The sequence below is a fragment of the Paenibacillus sp. J31R120 genome, from assembly GCF_056269225.1.
Map to the genome: position 1 here is coordinate 88,796 of NZ_JBWDNN010000007.1, position 14,886 is coordinate 103,681.

General features: G+C 48.1%; 16 protein-coding genes and 1 pseudogene. 4 read left to right on the forward strand and 13 right to left on the reverse strand.

Annotation, left to right across the window (positions count from 1 at the left end; translation table 11 throughout):
* Nucleotides 1–229 precede the first annotated feature (229 nt).
* The 5 genes from AC0YNW_RS22255 to AC0YNW_RS22275 all read right to left on the reverse strand — a co-directional run bounded on the left by AC0YNW_RS22255 (nt 230) and on the right by AC0YNW_RS22275 (nt 4,543).
* Complete coding sequence (locus AC0YNW_RS22255) at nt 230–1,729, reverse strand: malate:quinone oxidoreductase (RefSeq protein ID WP_475833815.1); 1,500 nt, start codon at nt 1,727–1,729, stop codon at nt 230–232.
* 341 nt (nt 1,730–2,070) lie between these two features.
* A complete protein-coding gene (locus AC0YNW_RS22260; RefSeq protein ID WP_475833816.1) occupies nt 2,071–2,727 on the reverse strand; it encodes a GAP family protein in 657 nt (218 codons plus the stop codon).
* Nucleotides 2,717–3,493: a MerR family transcriptional regulator gene (locus AC0YNW_RS22265; protein ID WP_475833817.1), complete on the reverse strand. Its 777-nt coding sequence runs from the start codon at nt 3,491–3,493 to the stop codon at nt 2,717–2,719. Before AC0YNW_RS22265 ends, AC0YNW_RS22260 begins: the two co-directional genes overlap by 11 nt.
* A gap of 27 nt (nt 3,494–3,520) precedes the next feature.
* The gene (locus AC0YNW_RS22270; RefSeq protein ID WP_387477211.1) at nt 3,521–3,670 is read right to left on the reverse strand and encodes a hypothetical protein; all 150 of its coding nucleotides are present in this window, start codon (nt 3,668–3,670) and stop codon (nt 3,521–3,523) included.
* Between the two features lie 135 nt (nt 3,671–3,805).
* Entirely contained in the window at nt 3,806–4,543 is a 738-nt protein-coding gene (locus AC0YNW_RS22275) for an SDR family NAD(P)-dependent oxidoreductase (protein WP_475833818.1), read from the reverse strand.
* 180 nt (nt 4,544–4,723) lie between these two features.
* On the opposite strand from AC0YNW_RS22275, the gene AC0YNW_RS22280 reads away from it, so the two are divergent.
* Nucleotides 4,724–5,359: a TetR/AcrR family transcriptional regulator gene (locus AC0YNW_RS22280; RefSeq protein WP_475833819.1), complete on the forward strand. Its 636-nt coding sequence runs from the start codon at nt 4,724–4,726 to the stop codon at nt 5,357–5,359.
* Between the two features lie 94 nt (nt 5,360–5,453).
* On the opposite strand, the gene AC0YNW_RS22285 is transcribed toward AC0YNW_RS22280, so the two are convergent.
* From AC0YNW_RS22285 to AC0YNW_RS22295, 3 genes are all read right to left on the reverse strand, one after another.
* A complete protein-coding gene (locus tag AC0YNW_RS22285) occupies nt 5,454–5,945 on the reverse strand; it encodes a pyridoxamine 5'-phosphate oxidase family protein (protein ID WP_475833820.1) in 492 nt (163 codons plus the stop codon).
* A gap of 153 nt (nt 5,946–6,098) precedes the next feature.
* Nucleotides 6,099–6,944, reverse strand: coding sequence for a DUF5666 domain-containing protein (locus AC0YNW_RS22290; protein WP_475833821.1), 846 nt, complete (start codon nt 6,942–6,944; stop codon nt 6,099–6,101).
* Nucleotides 6,925–7,422, reverse strand: coding sequence for an RNA polymerase sigma factor (locus AC0YNW_RS22295; protein ID WP_119801939.1), 498 nt, complete (start codon nt 7,420–7,422; stop codon nt 6,925–6,927). Before AC0YNW_RS22295 ends, AC0YNW_RS22290 begins: the two co-directional genes overlap by 20 nt.
* A gap of 219 nt (nt 7,423–7,641) precedes the next feature.
* Here AC0YNW_RS22295 and AC0YNW_RS22300 point away from each other — a divergent pair, with 219 nt between their 5' ends.
* Nucleotides 7,642–8,163: a GrpB family protein gene (locus AC0YNW_RS22300; protein WP_475833822.1), complete on the forward strand. Its 522-nt coding sequence runs from the start codon at nt 7,642–7,644 to the stop codon at nt 8,161–8,163.
* 74 nt (nt 8,164–8,237) lie between these two features.
* Nucleotides 8,238–8,309, forward strand: a pseudogene (locus tag AC0YNW_RS22305) (hypothetical protein); the annotation flags it as partial.
* 53 nt (nt 8,310–8,362) lie between these two features.
* Here AC0YNW_RS22305 and AC0YNW_RS22310 read toward each other — a convergent pair.
* The 3 genes from AC0YNW_RS22310 to AC0YNW_RS22320 are packed head-to-tail and all read right to left on the reverse strand — an operon-like array spanning nt 8,363 to nt 12,366.
* Nucleotides 8,363–8,788, reverse strand: a complete 426-nt coding sequence (locus AC0YNW_RS22310; RefSeq protein WP_475833823.1) for an immunity 22 family protein — start codon at nt 8,786–8,788, stop codon at nt 8,363–8,365.
* Between the two features lie 26 nt (nt 8,789–8,814).
* Nucleotides 8,815–9,273 carry a GNAT family N-acetyltransferase gene (locus tag AC0YNW_RS22315; protein WP_475833824.1) on the reverse strand — a complete coding sequence of 153 codons (459 nt, stop codon included), beginning with the start codon at nt 9,271–9,273 and terminating at the stop codon, nt 8,815–8,817.
* Between the two features lie 24 nt (nt 9,274–9,297).
* Entirely contained in the window at nt 9,298–12,366 is a 3,069-nt protein-coding gene (locus AC0YNW_RS22320) for an ATP-binding response regulator (RefSeq protein ID WP_475833825.1), read from the reverse strand.
* Between the two features lie 413 nt (nt 12,367–12,779).
* On the opposite strand from AC0YNW_RS22320, the gene AC0YNW_RS22325 reads away from it, so the two are divergent.
* Complete coding sequence (locus AC0YNW_RS22325; RefSeq protein ID WP_475833826.1) at nt 12,780–13,547, forward strand: class I SAM-dependent methyltransferase; 768 nt, start codon at nt 12,780–12,782, stop codon at nt 13,545–13,547.
* A 95-nt stretch (nt 13,548–13,642) separates the two neighbouring features.
* Here AC0YNW_RS22325 and AC0YNW_RS22330 read toward each other — a convergent pair whose 3' ends face one another.
* Together AC0YNW_RS22330 and AC0YNW_RS22335 are read right to left on the reverse strand one after the other, a co-directional pair.
* A complete protein-coding gene (locus AC0YNW_RS22330; protein WP_475833827.1) occupies nt 13,643–14,203 on the reverse strand; it encodes an AAA family ATPase in 561 nt (186 codons plus the stop codon).
* A 48-nt stretch (nt 14,204–14,251) separates the two neighbouring features.
* The gene (locus AC0YNW_RS22335) at nt 14,252–14,695 is read right to left on the reverse strand and encodes an SMI1/KNR4 family protein (protein WP_475833828.1); all 444 of its coding nucleotides are present in this window, start codon (nt 14,693–14,695) and stop codon (nt 14,252–14,254) included.
* Nucleotides 14,696–14,886: the final 191 nt, after the last annotated feature.

The following is a 14,886-nucleotide window of genomic DNA, read 5'->3' on the forward strand; positions in this document are numbered from 1 at the left end:
CCATAACCCTTCTCACGCCAATAGAGCTATACATTTAATGTAAAAACCCCTTAATACGCGCGAAGGCACCCCACTCAAGAAAGAGTGGAATGCCTATGGATTACAGCTACCATATCATAGAAGCTGCGCTTTGTCTAAGATTTGTGGCCATCCGGGTAAGACATAACAAAAGCGGCCCTCATCCATCTCAGGATAGAAGGCCGCTAACTCATTGAAGATATAAAGACAATTAGACCGGTTGCAGTTCACGGCTTAGACGAAGCGTCTGTGCTGTCGTAGCATGAACTTCCTCAAGCAGTGCAGGGTTCTTCAATAAAGATTCACCGTAAGAAGGAATCATCGCCTTAATCTTCGGCTCCCACTCCTTGATATGCTGCGGGAAGCATCTGTTCAATACTTCAAGCATGACGGAGACAGCAGTCGATGCGCCCGGCGAAGCGCCAAGCAATGCAGCAATCGAACCGTCAGCCGCGCTGACGACTTCCGTACCGAATTGAAGCGTGCCTTTGCCTCCGGCTACCGTATCTTTGATGACCTGTACGCGTTGTCCCGCGACAACCAGATCCCAATCCTCAAGCTTGGCGTTCGGGATGAACTCGCGCAGCTCTTCCATACGCTTCTCCTTCGACAACATGACTTGCTCGATGAGATATTTGGTTAGCGACATGTTCTTCGCGCCTGCTGCCAGCATGGTGAACAGATTATCCGGCTTCACGGACGTAATCAAGTCGAACATAGAGCCCGTCTTCAGGAACTTCGGCGAGAAGCCGGCGAATGGACCGAAGAGAAGTGATTTCTTGTTATCGATGAATCGAGTATCCAGATGCGGCACTGACATCGGAGGAGCGCCGACCTTCGCTTTGCCATATACTTTGGCATGATGCTGCTCGACAACCTCTTGGTTTTTACACACCATGAAGATACCGCTGACCGGGAAGCCGCCCATATGCTTGCCTTCAGGAATGCCGGATTTCTGCAACAGATGCAGGCTTCCGCCGCCGCCGCCAATGAACACGAATTTGGCAGTATGATGCTCGGTTGTGCCGCTGGCTTCATTCCGCACTTTCAAATCCCAGTCGCCTTCGCTCGTGCGTTTCATATTATTGACACTATGCTTGTACTTGATGTCTACATTTTGGCTCTTCAAATGGTCGAAAAGCATGCGCGTTAAAGCGCCAAAGTTAACATCCGTACCCGTGTCGATTTTGGTAGCCGCAATCGCTTCGCTCGCATCGCGATTCTGCATAATGAGCGGAATCCACTCCATCAGCTTCTTCGGATCTTCGGAAAATTCCATTCCTTTGAACAATGGATTAGCGGACATCGCTTCATAACGCTTCTTCAAGAACGAAACATTCTTCTCACCTTGGACTAAGCTCATATGCGGCAAGGGCATAATAAAGTCCTGGGGATTGCGCAGCAGATTGCTATTAACCAGATGAGACCAGAACTGCATGGAAACCTGAAATTGCTCATTAATCTGAATCGCTTTGCTAATATCTACAGATCCGTCCTGCTTCTCGGACGTGTAGTTCAGCTCGCAAAGAGCCGCATGACCGGTTCCGGCGTTGTTCCATTCATTTGAGCTTTCTTCGCCTGCGCTTGGCAGCTTCTCGAATACCGTGATTTTCCAGCTGGGGACCAGTTCCTTCAGCAATGCCCCCAGAGTTGCACTCATAATGCCAGCACCAATTAAGATAACGTCTGATTTGGTTTGTTTGTCACCCATTTTTACCGCCCTTACACACTAATATTTAAAGAAAAGATGTAAGACTTCCCGCTCAAGTACATAGCAAAGCAGGGTGCGAACCAGTCACGCACCTTTTCTAAATGAATCATTCAGCCGAACAACAAAATATTTTGAATTTGATATATATACTATTATATGATAGTTAGTTGGTATTTGAAAGCCGTTAAATTTTAGTGTGGCGACCCTGTTGCTGTTAAGAGGGGAGAAAGCTTCCTCTTGCGGTCCAATCAACACAAAAACCAAAGCTTTGCCCTTATCATATGCTCGGGTCTTTGCTTTGGTTTTGGATAAGGACGTTATAGGCTCCTGCTGCTCTCGTGTTATAGGTAGTCCAAGGTATTAAAGATAAGGATTAATCCGACAATACACATGATCCAAGAGATCGCCGATCCCGAATGCTTGGAGATGTAAGTCTGGAGCTTCTCCAGCGGTCTCTGCATCACTCTTCCTAGCAAAACATGCAATGCGAACACAATAAGCGGAGGAAGGACCATAACTACATTGTATCCAGCCAGCATCGGCAGCCATTGAAACATCGGCAAGTGATGGGTCGACATCAGCCCGATAGCCGCAAAATACGGAAAGGCCGTCCCTACCTCGATCAAAGACGTTGTGAATCCAAGCGCAATCATGGACGCGATGCTTTTGGACTTTGGTCTGTGCACGATCGTCTTTTTGCTCTTCGGATAATAAAAGCTGGCTATGAACAATATGGCGCCTATGATGAATAATCCCCAGCTTACCGTCCGGTTTTCTAATATCGAGGACATAGCCGGGAGCAAGGCATCAAGGCCTAGCATCAGAGCAACGCCAACTGAAAAGTAAAAGGCAGCGACTGTGGCCAAATAAATCATAAGGCGGGAGCTTAACCGTTCCTTCTCCGTTAGCAACAAGTAGACCGTCACGCCCAGGGTTGCTGGACTTAGCGTATCTAGCAAAGCCAAGCCTCCTACCGTAATAAGGAGTTCATTGGTCATGCTTCTCCTCCTTGCTGGAGGGGCTCTTCACCGAAGAGAGATAGATATCGAATGCTCTCTCCATATAGTCGAGAACCTCCTTCTCAATCGGATAAAGCCCGTGGTTCTCCGATTGCTTAGGAGACTTCCTGATGTCCCATAGTTCATTGACGAACTCATCTGCATCTCCGAATTGCTCCGCCTGCTTTTCCGCCATACGCCGTATAATGTTCTGCACCTTGGATGAAGCCGGAGCATCCTTGACCAATCGTTTGATTTGGCCCAGCAGAGCAATCCACTCCAGTGAATCCGGGTCTTCTCCGTTCATCTTGGGGAGCTTGGCCCAGAGGTCCGGGTCCTTAGCCTTCAATTGATGCTCCTTCAAATCCGGCAAGTCTTTCTGATGTTGATTCGACAGCTGAATAAGCTTCTGCACCGCAAGCGGCTCATTCCCGCCCTCGACTGCAATTCCGTTAATGAGCTCGCGCAGAGAAAGCTCCATGCTTCTTAATCTCTTCTGCTCCTCAAGGATAAAGGACAGCTGGCTCTTCAATCCTGTCGACCAATCCCAGTCAGGGTCTGACAGCATATCTTTAATTTCTTGCAATTTATAGCCCATACGCTTGAAAAAATGAATATATTGCAGCTTCTTCAGCTCCTCCTCGGAATAAAGGCGATGTCCTCCCTCTGTCTTGGACGGGGCTGAAAGCAGACCGATCTGGTCATAATAACGTAGCGTTCGAACCGTAATTTGCGTTTGCTTGGCAACATCTTTGATATGAATCAATTCATCGCACCCCCGCACTCGGACGTTCTATTCTTCCTTTTTATTATCTATAGCATACTTAATCAGATACCCCAAACCTAATCCGACCAGCACGCCGGGGAGCGACTGATCGAGCATAAGGCCGATCCCAGCGCCAACAATGACACAAGCATAAATGATAATGTCTCCGGATTTCATGAAAATCATCTCCTTGAAGTGTTCTGGGTTGATTATACAAAATGACGCAACGTCACTTTCAAGGGCTTTTTCAGAAAAAAAAGCCTGCTGCTCACTTTAAGAGTGAGTAACAGGCTTGCGCCATGAAATGGGTCATTATTGAGCCGTATAACCGCCATCCACGATCAGGCTGCCGCCCGTCATGAAGGAGGAGTCGTCGCTTGCCATGAATAGTACCGCTTTGGCCATCTCTTCCGCTTGGCCGAGACGTTTCATCGGCGTCATGGCGGACAGAGCCTGCTTGCTCTCTTCCGGAATAATCGGCGTATCAATAAAGCCCGGACACAGTGCATTCACGCGGATATTCTTCTCTGCATATTCAAGCGCGAGCGAACGCGTAAGGTTCACGACGCCGCCTTTGGCCGCATTATAAGCCGCGGAGCCCGGGGAACCGACCCAGCCGTACATCGATGCAGTATTGACGATTGTGCCGCCGCCGGATGCCAGCATTTCTCGAATGGCCTCGCGAGCCACCAGGAATACACCGTCCAGATCCACGTTCACCGTGTTGCGCCATTCCGCATACTCCAGCTCATGCGTAGGTTGTACGCGGCCGATTCCTGCATTATTAAAGACAATATCCACTTTGCCAAAGGCATCTTTCGCCTGCTGGAACACGCCTGCAACTTCTTCCTCGCTTGTGATATTCGCCTTTACGAACAGCGCTTCTGCTTGCGCCTCTTTGAGCTCCTGCTCGAACGATTTGCCCTTCTCTTCATTCAGATCGACCAACACAACTTTTGCACCTTCAGATACGAATAGGCGCGCGGTTGCGGCACCGATGCCGGATGCTCCGCCTGTGATGACAGCCACTTTGTTGTCCAGTTTACCCATTTAGGAATCCTCCCGTATAATAGAGTAGTATGCATGCAGAAGCTATACGCCTCTGATTAATTTTGACTACAATTTCATTGTACGATTCTGACTATAGATCACAATCAGCAACCTTTTGCGATGTGTCGCATTGGTCGACACTCACAGGAAAAGTGTCTTTTTTCGAAGGAGGGTATGGAGATGGATACAGAACGTAACGCGGCAACCCGGCGACAAAATCGGACAAGAGAGCATCTGAAGTCGGCCTTCATCAAGCTGGTGAAGGAGAAGGGCTATCATACGGTCACCGTAAAAGATATCGTGGAAGGCGCAGCCTATAACCGGAGCACCTTCTATGTGCATTATCAAGACAAGATCGAGCTGACGGAGGATCTGCTGAATACGATGCTGCAAGGTCTTGAGGGGGCTGTCGGGGAGCCGTATCAGCCCGGACAGAAGGTATATACGGACAAGCTCGGCACCCCATCCTTCCGCATTCTGTCGTACATCTACGAGAACCGCGATTTTTTCGAGCTGATCATGTATGAGGATACTCTACCGGGGCTGCTTACGGGATTTCCCCAGACGCTGCTGAACATCTACCAGAAGCAATTCCGATTCGAGACGATCAATCGGCTGCCCGTCAACATGGATTACTTCAAGCGCTACACGGCCTATGGCTTCTACGGGCTGGTCCGTCACTGGATTGAGACGGGGTTCCGGGCATCCCAGGAAGAGTTCATCCAAGAAATCATCGCTCTGACCAAAACCCATATGCAAGCTGTGGAATATGTGGGACGCGCTTCAGACGATCCTCAGCACCCCCCGATACGATAACTGTTACAGCCCTACACCATGAGGATAGCCGTGAATGAGCGGCTTCCGGTTCTTATGGCGAGGCAACAAGCGAATACTTTCCGCTATGGGCTAGCTACCTTAGCTGAACAGTCTCATTCAGCTTGCTGTCCCCTCCCGCTCCCGTCAACTGATGCAACAGCAGCTTCACCGACTTGATCACGCTGCCGCTCTCCCAATATTCAGCTGTCTCCGCATTCACCTTAATAAGGACGACGTTGGGGTCATCGTAGGAAGCGTGAAGCAGCTTTTCATAGGCTTTGTTCCAATATTCCTTTTTCTTCTGCAAGTCCTCTACAAACTCGGCCTTACCCCTAATCGATACATAGGATTGTCCTGCATACGAGACATTCACGCTCGGGTTGCTCCGTATTTCATGGAACTTGGCAGTATCCTTCATCGTCACAAACCATAAATCTCCGTCGAACTCGATTTCCTGTGTCTTCATGGGACGGGATACAAGCCCCTCTTCGCCAGAGATGGTCGTCAGCATAGCTGTATCAATGCCTTTGATCAATTCTCGAACCTTTTGAATGGCCTGCTTGCGCTCTGTCTTAGCTTCTTTCATTCTGATCACCTCGCCTTAGGATTCCTTGATAGCCTCCCTTCCATTCGGAAGATCGGCCAGCTTTCTCCATCCGCTCATACAAAAAAACGGCAAGAACGCCCCCTAAGGTTGCGATCTTGTCGTTGATCATCCTGAATGCTGGAGCTCCTGTTCTTATTGCTGCGGAGCCATGTTGTTGTAGATGCGTGTTGCATTCACTTTACCTGTGCTCAGATCCTCCGATGTATAACCCGATACGAAATTGCCGACTTTGAATTCCTTCTGCAGCAGCTCTTCCGATGGCTCGGCAGCAGTTGGGCCGGGGATGCCCAGAATCGTGTCAGTCGTTACCGTTACCCACAGATCGCCGACTTTGAAGCTTTTGCCGTCTGCGCTTACTTCGGTAATTTGGCCGTCAATATTCACCATTGCCTTGCCTGTAACCGGCGGCGCACTTGCTTCTTCCTTCGCCGGAGCCATGTTGTTGTAGATGACGTCTGCCGTAACTTTGCCGCTGCTCACATCCTGGGATGTATAGCCAGAGACGATGTTGCCGACTTTGAATTCCTTCTGAAGCAGATCTTCGGAAGGCGCTGTAGCCGTTGGCTCATTGCTGCCCAACTTCGTTTGGTCGGTTACTTGAACCCAGAGATCGCCAACCTTGAAGCTTTTGCCGTCTGCGCTTACTTCCGTAATGACTCCGTCGATATTCACAGCTACTTTGCCCGAAATCGGCGGTTGTGTAATGGTCGTTGGGGGCTGTCCTGGCAGCTTAGGCGCCGGCTGATTCGTGGCAATCAAGCTAACCGACAATACTGCACATGCTGCAATTCCAACCGTCCAACCTGTAATCATTCTTTTTTTCGCTGTATTCATCATTCTAACCCGCTCCTTTTGATCGTTTCTAGTTGATGGTGTGGTTTTATCCATTTCGTGCATCAGCTTCCGGTACGTTGCTTCTTGAAAATCCTCGCTTGTTTTCACACGGGACATCGCAGATTTATAGACTGATTTCTTCATCCTCCAGGCCTCCAATCTTTTCTTTTAAGATAAGGCGTCCTCTTGCAAGCCATGTTCCAACCGTTGCCGACTTGGTCCGCATAATAGCTGCAATTTCCTGGATAGAATATCCCTCATAATAGTGCAGATGAATCGGAATTCGATACTTCTTGTCCAACGCCAGCACGGCCTGAAGAACCTCGTTTTCTTCCTTCGGGAGGTAGCTTAAGTGTTCGGGAACAGGATTCCTGCTTTTGAACCATCCGGTTTTCAGCATATTTTTGCTTTTATTGATGGTTGTTCGAATCAACCATGCTTTTTCGTGTTCACTGTTTTCAAAGACGGGGCGCTTCTGCAAGTAGGTCAGGAATACATCCTGTGCCACTTCCTCCGCGTCCGCTATATTTTTCAAATACGTAAAAGCAATCTTGATCATGCTTTGCGAATATAGATCCAAGGCCCGCCGTACAGATTCATTGAGCTCATATGAATTGTACAACTCAGCACCTCCTTTCACTTTTAATACAACTGAGGAGGCTTATATTTTTCATTGTGCCCAAACTTTTTTTAGCATCCAGCTATTTTTGATTAAATAAACGCGGTATAGGCGAAAAAAGGTTCCAGGGTTTATTTGAAGAAATCGCTTGACCCTAAGTCTGGCCAGAGCGGTATAGTAGGAAGAGAATGACGATCTGGTTGACCTAAGGAGGGTATGTAGATGTATGTTGTAGTTACAGCTTACCGTGAGGAATGGGTACGTGAATTTAATGAGGAATCCAATCGGATCAAACAGATATTCAGCGATGAATTAATTGCCATTCATCATATCGGCAGTACTTCTGTCCCTGGGCTAAAAGCCAAGCCGGTCATCGATATCATGCCGGTGGTTCGGGATATTGGTAATGTAGATTTGTATAATGAGTCCATGAAAGCGCTCGGGTATGAATGCATGGGAGAGTTGGGCATGAAGGGAAGAAGATATTTTCGAAAAGGCGGCGATCTTCGCACACATCAGGTGCACGTATTTCAGGACAATAACCTGGTGGATACTACTCGCCATCTGGCCGTCAGAGATTACCTTCGGATGCATCCGGATGAAGCACATCTTTATGGAGGATTAAAAGAAAGCCTCGCTGTCCGCTTTCCGAGGGACATCGAAGCTTATATGAACGGCAAGGATGCCTTTGTGAAAGAGTTGGAGAGAAAGGCCTTGGAGTGGTACAGCCAGAGCGGGAATTGAGGAGACTGCTCTATGATTCAATTCGTGCTCAAACCGCCTACAAAGATCCAGCTTGGGGGCAAGAAAATAACCTTATGCTCCATTGTTTCGGGCTGACTGACTCCTATTATTGGCTCGACTTCGAAGACATTGAATTACTTCGTTATAGCCTAGAGTTCATGAACACGTACAGTATGGACCAAAGTCAGCCTCTAACTCCCTACCGGCTCTCATACTCCACTGCTGCAAGGAGAACCGCCGGGGAACCAGGCTGCGCACCTGTCTTGGCAATTTGGAATAGCTCTTCGTTGATCGCACCATACGACGAATTGCTACCCGATACGAGAATAATGGAGTTGTAGCCCTCCAAGGCTTCACCGATCGTGGCGGGCAGTTGATCTGCGAATGCATCATGCGGGGCATACTCCGACCGCAAGTATGAGACAAAAGCAGCCCGTTCTTCTGCATCACTCAAAAAATGCAGCTCCAGAAAGTCATCGTCCAACCAGGAGCACCCTATGTTGTCTAGAAATACTGACGGCTGAGCCTCTCCATCTTCGTCATACAGAGTCTCAACAAAAGCGGCCAGCTCGTCCTCTGAGGAGAACCTCGCTCCCCATACGGTCACAACATGTTGCAACTCCACCCCACCACCCGTCTATTCATAGTTCGTTACCAGTGCTTCTCCATAGCTTCCTCACATCGCGAGAAGCCATTCCTTGCATAGAACTCGATGCTTCCGCTGCTAGGCCACAACACAATAAACTCAACCGCATTCTCCTTGGCCCACTGTTCCATCGCGGTATGAATTTGACTACCTATTCCCTGACTCCTGAACTCCGGCCGAGTATAGACATTGGTCACATAACCGAAATAAGGATCGGGCGACTTCCCCGGTCTTGGTACTTTATGAATGAATTGCAGATACATGTGAGAGACAATGCTCCCGTCCGCTTCTGCAACCCATATGTGCCAATCTCCGCCACCGATCGCCTTCGTCAAAAACGAGCTGCACACAGTATGAAACTCCTCATATCGGGCTCCGCTTTGCGTTTCCTCTTCTGAGAACTCCCACCGCATTCGAACAAGTTGATCGACATCTTCCAGTTCAGCCAATCGCACAATCGCCATGGTGCCGCCTCCTCCAATCCCCTTTTACTTATTACGAACATAAAAGGTTATCCTTGTTCCTTGACCTAACTTACTGCTGATATGCAGTCCGGTTCCAAAATGACGCTTTAATCGCTGGTCCGTATTGATCAATCCGACACCTGTCCTGCCGTCCGCCGTTCTTTCGAATAGCCGTTTCACTTGTGCTTCGTCCATGCCGACTCCATCGTCTTCAACGGTTATCTCTGCATACGATTCATGGACAGCAATCCTAATATAGATCTTGCCGCCTCGACTGCGCTTCATTACGCCATGCATGATCGCGTTCTCCACCAGAGGCTGGATCGACAGGAACGGGACTTTCAATGCTTTGCAATCCTCTATCTCCCAAATCACCTGCAGCCTTTCATCGAATCGAACCTGTTCAATAAATAGATAAGAGTTCACCAGACTTAGCTCCTCCTCAATCGGAACAAGTCCATCCATATTGGTAAATCTAAATTTATTCCTCAAATAATTGCTAAACTCTTCAAGCAGCGTACGCATCTTATCCAAGTTAATGTTGCTTAATGCAGTTACAGCGTTTAGTGCATTGAATAAAAAATGAGGCTGGATTTGCGCTTGAAGCCATGCCGCCTCCAACCGCTGCTGCTCCCGAACAAATCGTTTGATTGTAATTAAGGCCTCGATCCGTGATTTTAACTCTATCGCTTCCACAGGCTTGGTTACATAATCATTCGCCCCCGCCATAAAACCGCCGCGAATATCTTCCGGCTGGCTTCTTGCCGTGATGAGCAGAATGGGTAGCTCTGTAAGCGAGAAGCGACCGCGAAGGATTCGCGTCAGCTCGTAGCCAGACATCTGCGGCATCATGACATCCGAGATGACCAAATCCCACTCCTTCTGATTCAGTACAGCCAACGCTTCTTTGCCGCTTGTAACCATCGTGGCATCGTACTCATCCGACGACAGAATCGATTCCAGCACCTGAAGATTGACAGGGTCATCATCCACAATAAGTAGACACGGACGGGGGCAATTGGCTGCAATTTCATGAAGCAGCGGAACGGTCTTCTCCGTAGGAATAGAGTCGTCCTCCATCGGCAGCGATGGCCTATTCACCGGCTCGAATGAGCTCGCAGCGGCGACCTCATTCTTAGCGCCGAGCTCAGCAAGCTCTAACGAGAAGGTAAAGGTGGAGCCTTCCCCTGCTACAGAGGACACATCCAGCATTCCCCCATGAAGCTCAACCAACTGCTTGCAGATGCTTAAGCCTAAGCCAAAGCCGCCTTCAATCATGGTTTCGCTTCTACCCGCTTGCTCATAGGGACGGAATAGGCGCTTCAGCATCTCTTCATCCATGCCGATCCCTGTATCCGTAATTCGGATATACGCTCTACCGTCCTTGACGGCAGACTGAATCACAATACTTCCTTCATTCGTATACTTCACGGCATTATGCAGCAGATTGAAGATGATCTGTATAACACGATTTTCGTCCGCATAGACAGGAGGGAAATCTACCGGGATTCCATTCGTGATGTGAATCGACTTCACTTCTGCATTATAGCTCAGCATATCCAGTACGCCGGTCACGATAGATTGAATCGAGACGGATGTTTTTTGCAGGCGCGGATTGCCTTCCCGCAAGCTCATGACATCAATCAAATCATTAAGAATCAAGGTGAGCCGGCGCCCTACGGCCAGTACCGTTTCAAGCTCTTTGACGCTCCTGCTCTGCAACAAATGCCGCTCTCGATTCAAGACCGTCTGTGACATATTCAAAATGCTGTGAAGCGGATTGCGAAATTCATGCGACGTATTGGCTAGGAATTGATCCTTGTGGTCATTCATACGCTGCAAGGTGGATGCAATCTCTTTCGTATGGGCATGCATACTGAAGTATTGCTTAAACCAGACAGAAGCCAGGCATCCCATAGCAAAAATCTGATCGAACGGATAGTATACCAGACTGAGGCCGCTATCCCGCCAAAACAACGACCATGCAAAATGATGCACCAGCACAAGTAAGGCAACAAGCAAAAGCAGGTTGCTCCTAATATCCTTTACCACGGTTTTGAAGATGGCCATGATCGTAATGATAATGGCTATAGCTCCACCTAGTGTATAAACCGGAAACAGCTGAATAATCTGATCGGGCTGCAAGAACAACGTTATGCTGGCAGACCCTAATATCATGACCATCACGAAAGGGTACATACGACGCCAATACCGAATCTCGCGATGATTCGTGCATTGCAGCAAAGCATAGACACCCAGCATTAAGGCACAATTCGCCAACCGGAAATCCCAGGTGGTTCCGATATAAAACAATTGGTGGAACAGCTTCTCGTCGTTGCTTAACAGATTAGCAAATGAGATACACACGGTCAGCAGAGAAAAGTAAAGCAGCTTCTTCTCTCTATTTCCGAGTAAAAATAATATAAACGCGTAAGCCGAATGCATGAGAAAGATTACCGTGACCAGAAGCTGCATTGATACAGAGATTTTCATCTCCATGGCGATCGCTTCCTCCGAGCCGAATTTAATCGACCGCGCAATACCGCTATTGCGGCTATCCACGTAATTGGCTGCCTGAATGACAAGCTCGATAACACCATTCTCATCGGCTGTAAACGTTGTAGAATAAGGAAGGTTTTTCGCTATATAATCATGCTCCGCGTCAGCGATACGTCCCGTTCCGGCAAGGAGTCTGCCGTTGACATATAACTCGGATGAAGTTCGCACGCTCGGCACTCGAACACTGTAGTTCTCGTCCTTCGCCGGGTCTACATATAGAAGCAAGCGATAAGAACCAAAGCCGTATGGGGTCGGCCGCTGCTCATTCAGCGCGTCGTTCCATCCGCCTGGAACTTGAATGAGTGTCGAATTACGCTCTCCGGTTGCTTGCTGCCGGTTGCCTTTCATGAGCCATTGAGAAGGATAAAACTCCCACTCCCCATCAAGCAAGAGAATATCTCCATTCTCTGCATGCCAATCGCGTAAGTCCAACTGTCCATTTTGAATGGATACCTGTTTTTGAAGATGGAACCATTCCATCCATAACAGCCGTAAGCCCGATGCAACAGCTAGAACTATCAGTAGCATGATCATAATGCGTGCTTTCTTAAATGGGTATCTTAATGAATAACGTGGCAAGAGGTCTTCTCTCCTAGTCCTATTCTTCAAAGACATTCATATAAAGGCTAACATTATATCTATTATACGATACAAACTTAACAGATGTTGGGTGTTCGGCAGAAACAAAAAAGAATGAACCAGGATATCCGTTCATTTATTCTTCCATAACGCATGGCTTTGTCATCATTTAATAGAAAGTTCAGTTTAAAACGTTTAGTAACATTGTACAATTCCTAACAGAGGCCTATAATAGGATTAATTTTACAAGAAGGTGTGTGATTGATATGACAGTCCTTACATCCGCGATGTCCATTTATAAGGTGCGGAAGGGATAATTCCAACCCATCCCTATCCGTCATACATTCAAATTACGGAGGGAAAACAATATGTCTTTTAGTTATTATGGTGAGCTTTGTACAGAGGTCTATGACCTGACGAAAAAGGTCGGTCAATCTTTTGGAAGAGAACTTGACTACTACCGCGACAGACTGAAGCCTTGCAAAGGGCGTATTCTAGAGGCGATGGTCGGGTCCGGACGGGTCATCATCCCGCTGCTTGAAGATGGGCTTCTAGTAGATGGCGTGGACTATTCTCCGGAAATGCTGGCTTCATGCCATCAGCGCCTAGAGGAAAGAGGGCTCATCGCCAATCTATACGAGGCAGACCTTCAAGAGTTGTCCCTGCCCCAGCGATATGAAGCGATCATTATCCCAGCGGGTTCCTTCTTGCTTATTGAGAAACGCGAGGAATCCATTAACGTATTGAAGCGCCTTTATGAGCATCTTGAGCCAGGCGGACGTCTCATTCTGGATCTGTTCCTGCCTGACGCTAATTTCGAAGTTGGCAAGGTTGGACCAACATCGACCTTCCACTTACCGAATGGCGACAGCATTACGCTGGAAGAGAAGCTCGTAGAAGCGGATCTGCTTCATCAATACAAGGTCTCCTATCTCCGATATGAGAAGTGGCGCGACGGGGCCTTGATTCAGACGGAATTGCAGCGCTTTGGCCTGCGCTGGTACGGGATTGAGGAATTTAAGCTTGTTTTGGAAAGCATCGGCTTCTCGAATGTGGCCATATCGGCCGACTTCGAATACGGCCAGACGCCTGCCCATGCGAACCAGACGTATGTGTTTGAAGCAACTAGAGCTTAAATGATTAAAGAAACAGTCATCCCAAAAAAGCCATCCTCTAAAGGATGGCTTTTTGGGATGATCCATTGTCTGGCTTTAACCTTGCTCTATGAACCCTATTCGTTGCGAGAAATCGCTGCTATACGTTGAATGACCGACTGAACGTCAGTAGAGTCTTTTATCACAAATAAATAATCCGCCTCATCTTCTTGAGGTGCGTGATCAGCATCGTTAACCAATTCTGCTTGTTGTCGAAGTAAAACCTCTTCAAATGTGGAAACACTCCTAAATATAACTGTGCTCCGCGTACTGTTAGCGACTCGCGCTTGAATAATGTCATCGTCAAGATCAAAATGGACCACGATGCAGATAAACTTTTCGTTATGAAACTTGGAGAGCAGCTCTAACCGATCCTGGCGATTACGATTGGAATTGCATAGAATCAGATGAAGCTCGGTTTGATGAATAGCGTACTCTACAATGGTCTGGGTCATGGCAAACTTGATTCTATTGGGCCCATGTGCGGGCAGCAGGCTTCTATAATAGGCATTAATGAATTCGGCATGGTTATCTTGATCAATGACAAGTGTATCCTGAAGCTGTTGCTCTAACGCTTTGGCAAAGGTCGTTTTACCGCTATGGGTTTTGCCTACTGTAAGAATGACTAACCTGCTCATACACACAACTCCATCCCGAAATCCATCAATCGCTCTCCCTCTGCCTGCTCACCATTCGTAAAAGCTGTCTTCAATAAGCTCCTCAAATGATTTTGCCAATACCTTAAGCTCCCCGGTATCATGATAGCAGATCAGCACTTCTCCCGCCGGATTGATAAATATCGGATCGCCGGAGCCGTCCAACGAGATGACGTAACTGCTTTGTAAAATCTCTCCGCATGGCAGCTCCTTGCACTGCTCGCGAAATTCCAGCGTCATATCGGTAACCGTCTCCTTCCCGATACTAGAGCCGTTAGAGAACGCATGCACCGCAATGCCTGCATACGCTCCTCCGAACGCACGGATAAATTGCACATAATCCTCATGAAAACTTACTCCCAGCCGCTGCTCTGCATGAGCCACTTCCTCCTGGCTCGCAGGAGTGCCTGCTAAGGTACTATTATCCTCACGATGAAGAAATGTTGTTAACCTCTCCATAAGTGCATTATTCATCCAGTAACCCTCCCTGTCATTTGACTCTTACGACCTATTTGCCATCCATTCAAGCAACTCGCGAGCGTGGTTGATCTCCTCATCCAACACATCTATATCTGAATGCGGGGACAGAGCAGACCGCTCAAGTGCAAGCCGAAGCCACTTCGAAGACTCCCGGGCCCTCTCCATCTCACATAACCATTCCCCGT

What these genes read in the sequence shown, in the direction of transcription:
- AC0YNW_RS22255 (WP_475833815.1), bottom strand. Translation starts at nt 1,729, where the DNA reads ATGGGTGACAAACAAACCAAATCAGACGTTATCTTAATTGGTGCTGGC.
- AC0YNW_RS22260 (WP_475833816.1), bottom strand. Translation starts at nt 2,727, where the DNA reads ATGACCAATGAACTCCTTATTACGGTAGGAGGCTTGGCTTTGCTAGAT.
- AC0YNW_RS22270 (WP_387477211.1), bottom strand. Translation starts at nt 3,670, where the DNA reads ATGAAATCCGGAGACATTATCATTTATGCTTGTGTCATTGTTGGCGCT.
- AC0YNW_RS22275 (WP_475833818.1), bottom strand. Translation starts at nt 4,543, where the DNA reads ATGGGTAAACTGGACAACAAAGTGGCTGTCATCACAGGCGGAGCATCC.
- AC0YNW_RS22280 (WP_475833819.1), top strand. Translation starts at nt 4,724, where the DNA reads ATGGATACAGAACGTAACGCGGCAACCCGGCGACAAAATCGGACAAGA.
- AC0YNW_RS22285 (WP_475833820.1), bottom strand. Translation starts at nt 5,945, where the DNA reads ATGAAAGAAGCTAAGACAGAGCGCAAGCAGGCCATTCAAAAGGTTCGA.
- AC0YNW_RS22290 (WP_475833821.1), bottom strand. Translation starts at nt 6,944, where the DNA reads ATGAAGAAATCAGTCTATAAATCTGCGATGTCCCGTGTGAAAACAAGC.
- AC0YNW_RS22300 (WP_475833822.1), top strand. Translation starts at nt 7,642, where the DNA reads ATGTATGTTGTAGTTACAGCTTACCGTGAGGAATGGGTACGTGAATTT.
- AC0YNW_RS22315 (WP_475833824.1), bottom strand. Translation starts at nt 9,273, where the DNA reads ATGGCGATTGTGCGATTGGCTGAACTGGAAGATGTCGATCAACTTGTT.
- AC0YNW_RS22320 (WP_475833825.1), bottom strand. Translation starts at nt 12,366, where the DNA reads ATGATCATGCTACTGATAGTTCTAGCTGTTGCATCGGGCTTACGGCTG.
- AC0YNW_RS22325 (WP_475833826.1), top strand. Translation starts at nt 12,780, where the DNA reads ATGTCTTTTAGTTATTATGGTGAGCTTTGTACAGAGGTCTATGACCTG.
- AC0YNW_RS22330 (WP_475833827.1), bottom strand. Translation starts at nt 14,203, where the DNA reads ATGAGCAGGTTAGTCATTCTTACAGTAGGCAAAACCCATAGCGGTAAA.
- AC0YNW_RS22335 (WP_475833828.1), bottom strand. Translation starts at nt 14,695, where the DNA reads ATGAATAATGCACTTATGGAGAGGTTAACAACATTTCTTCATCGTGAG.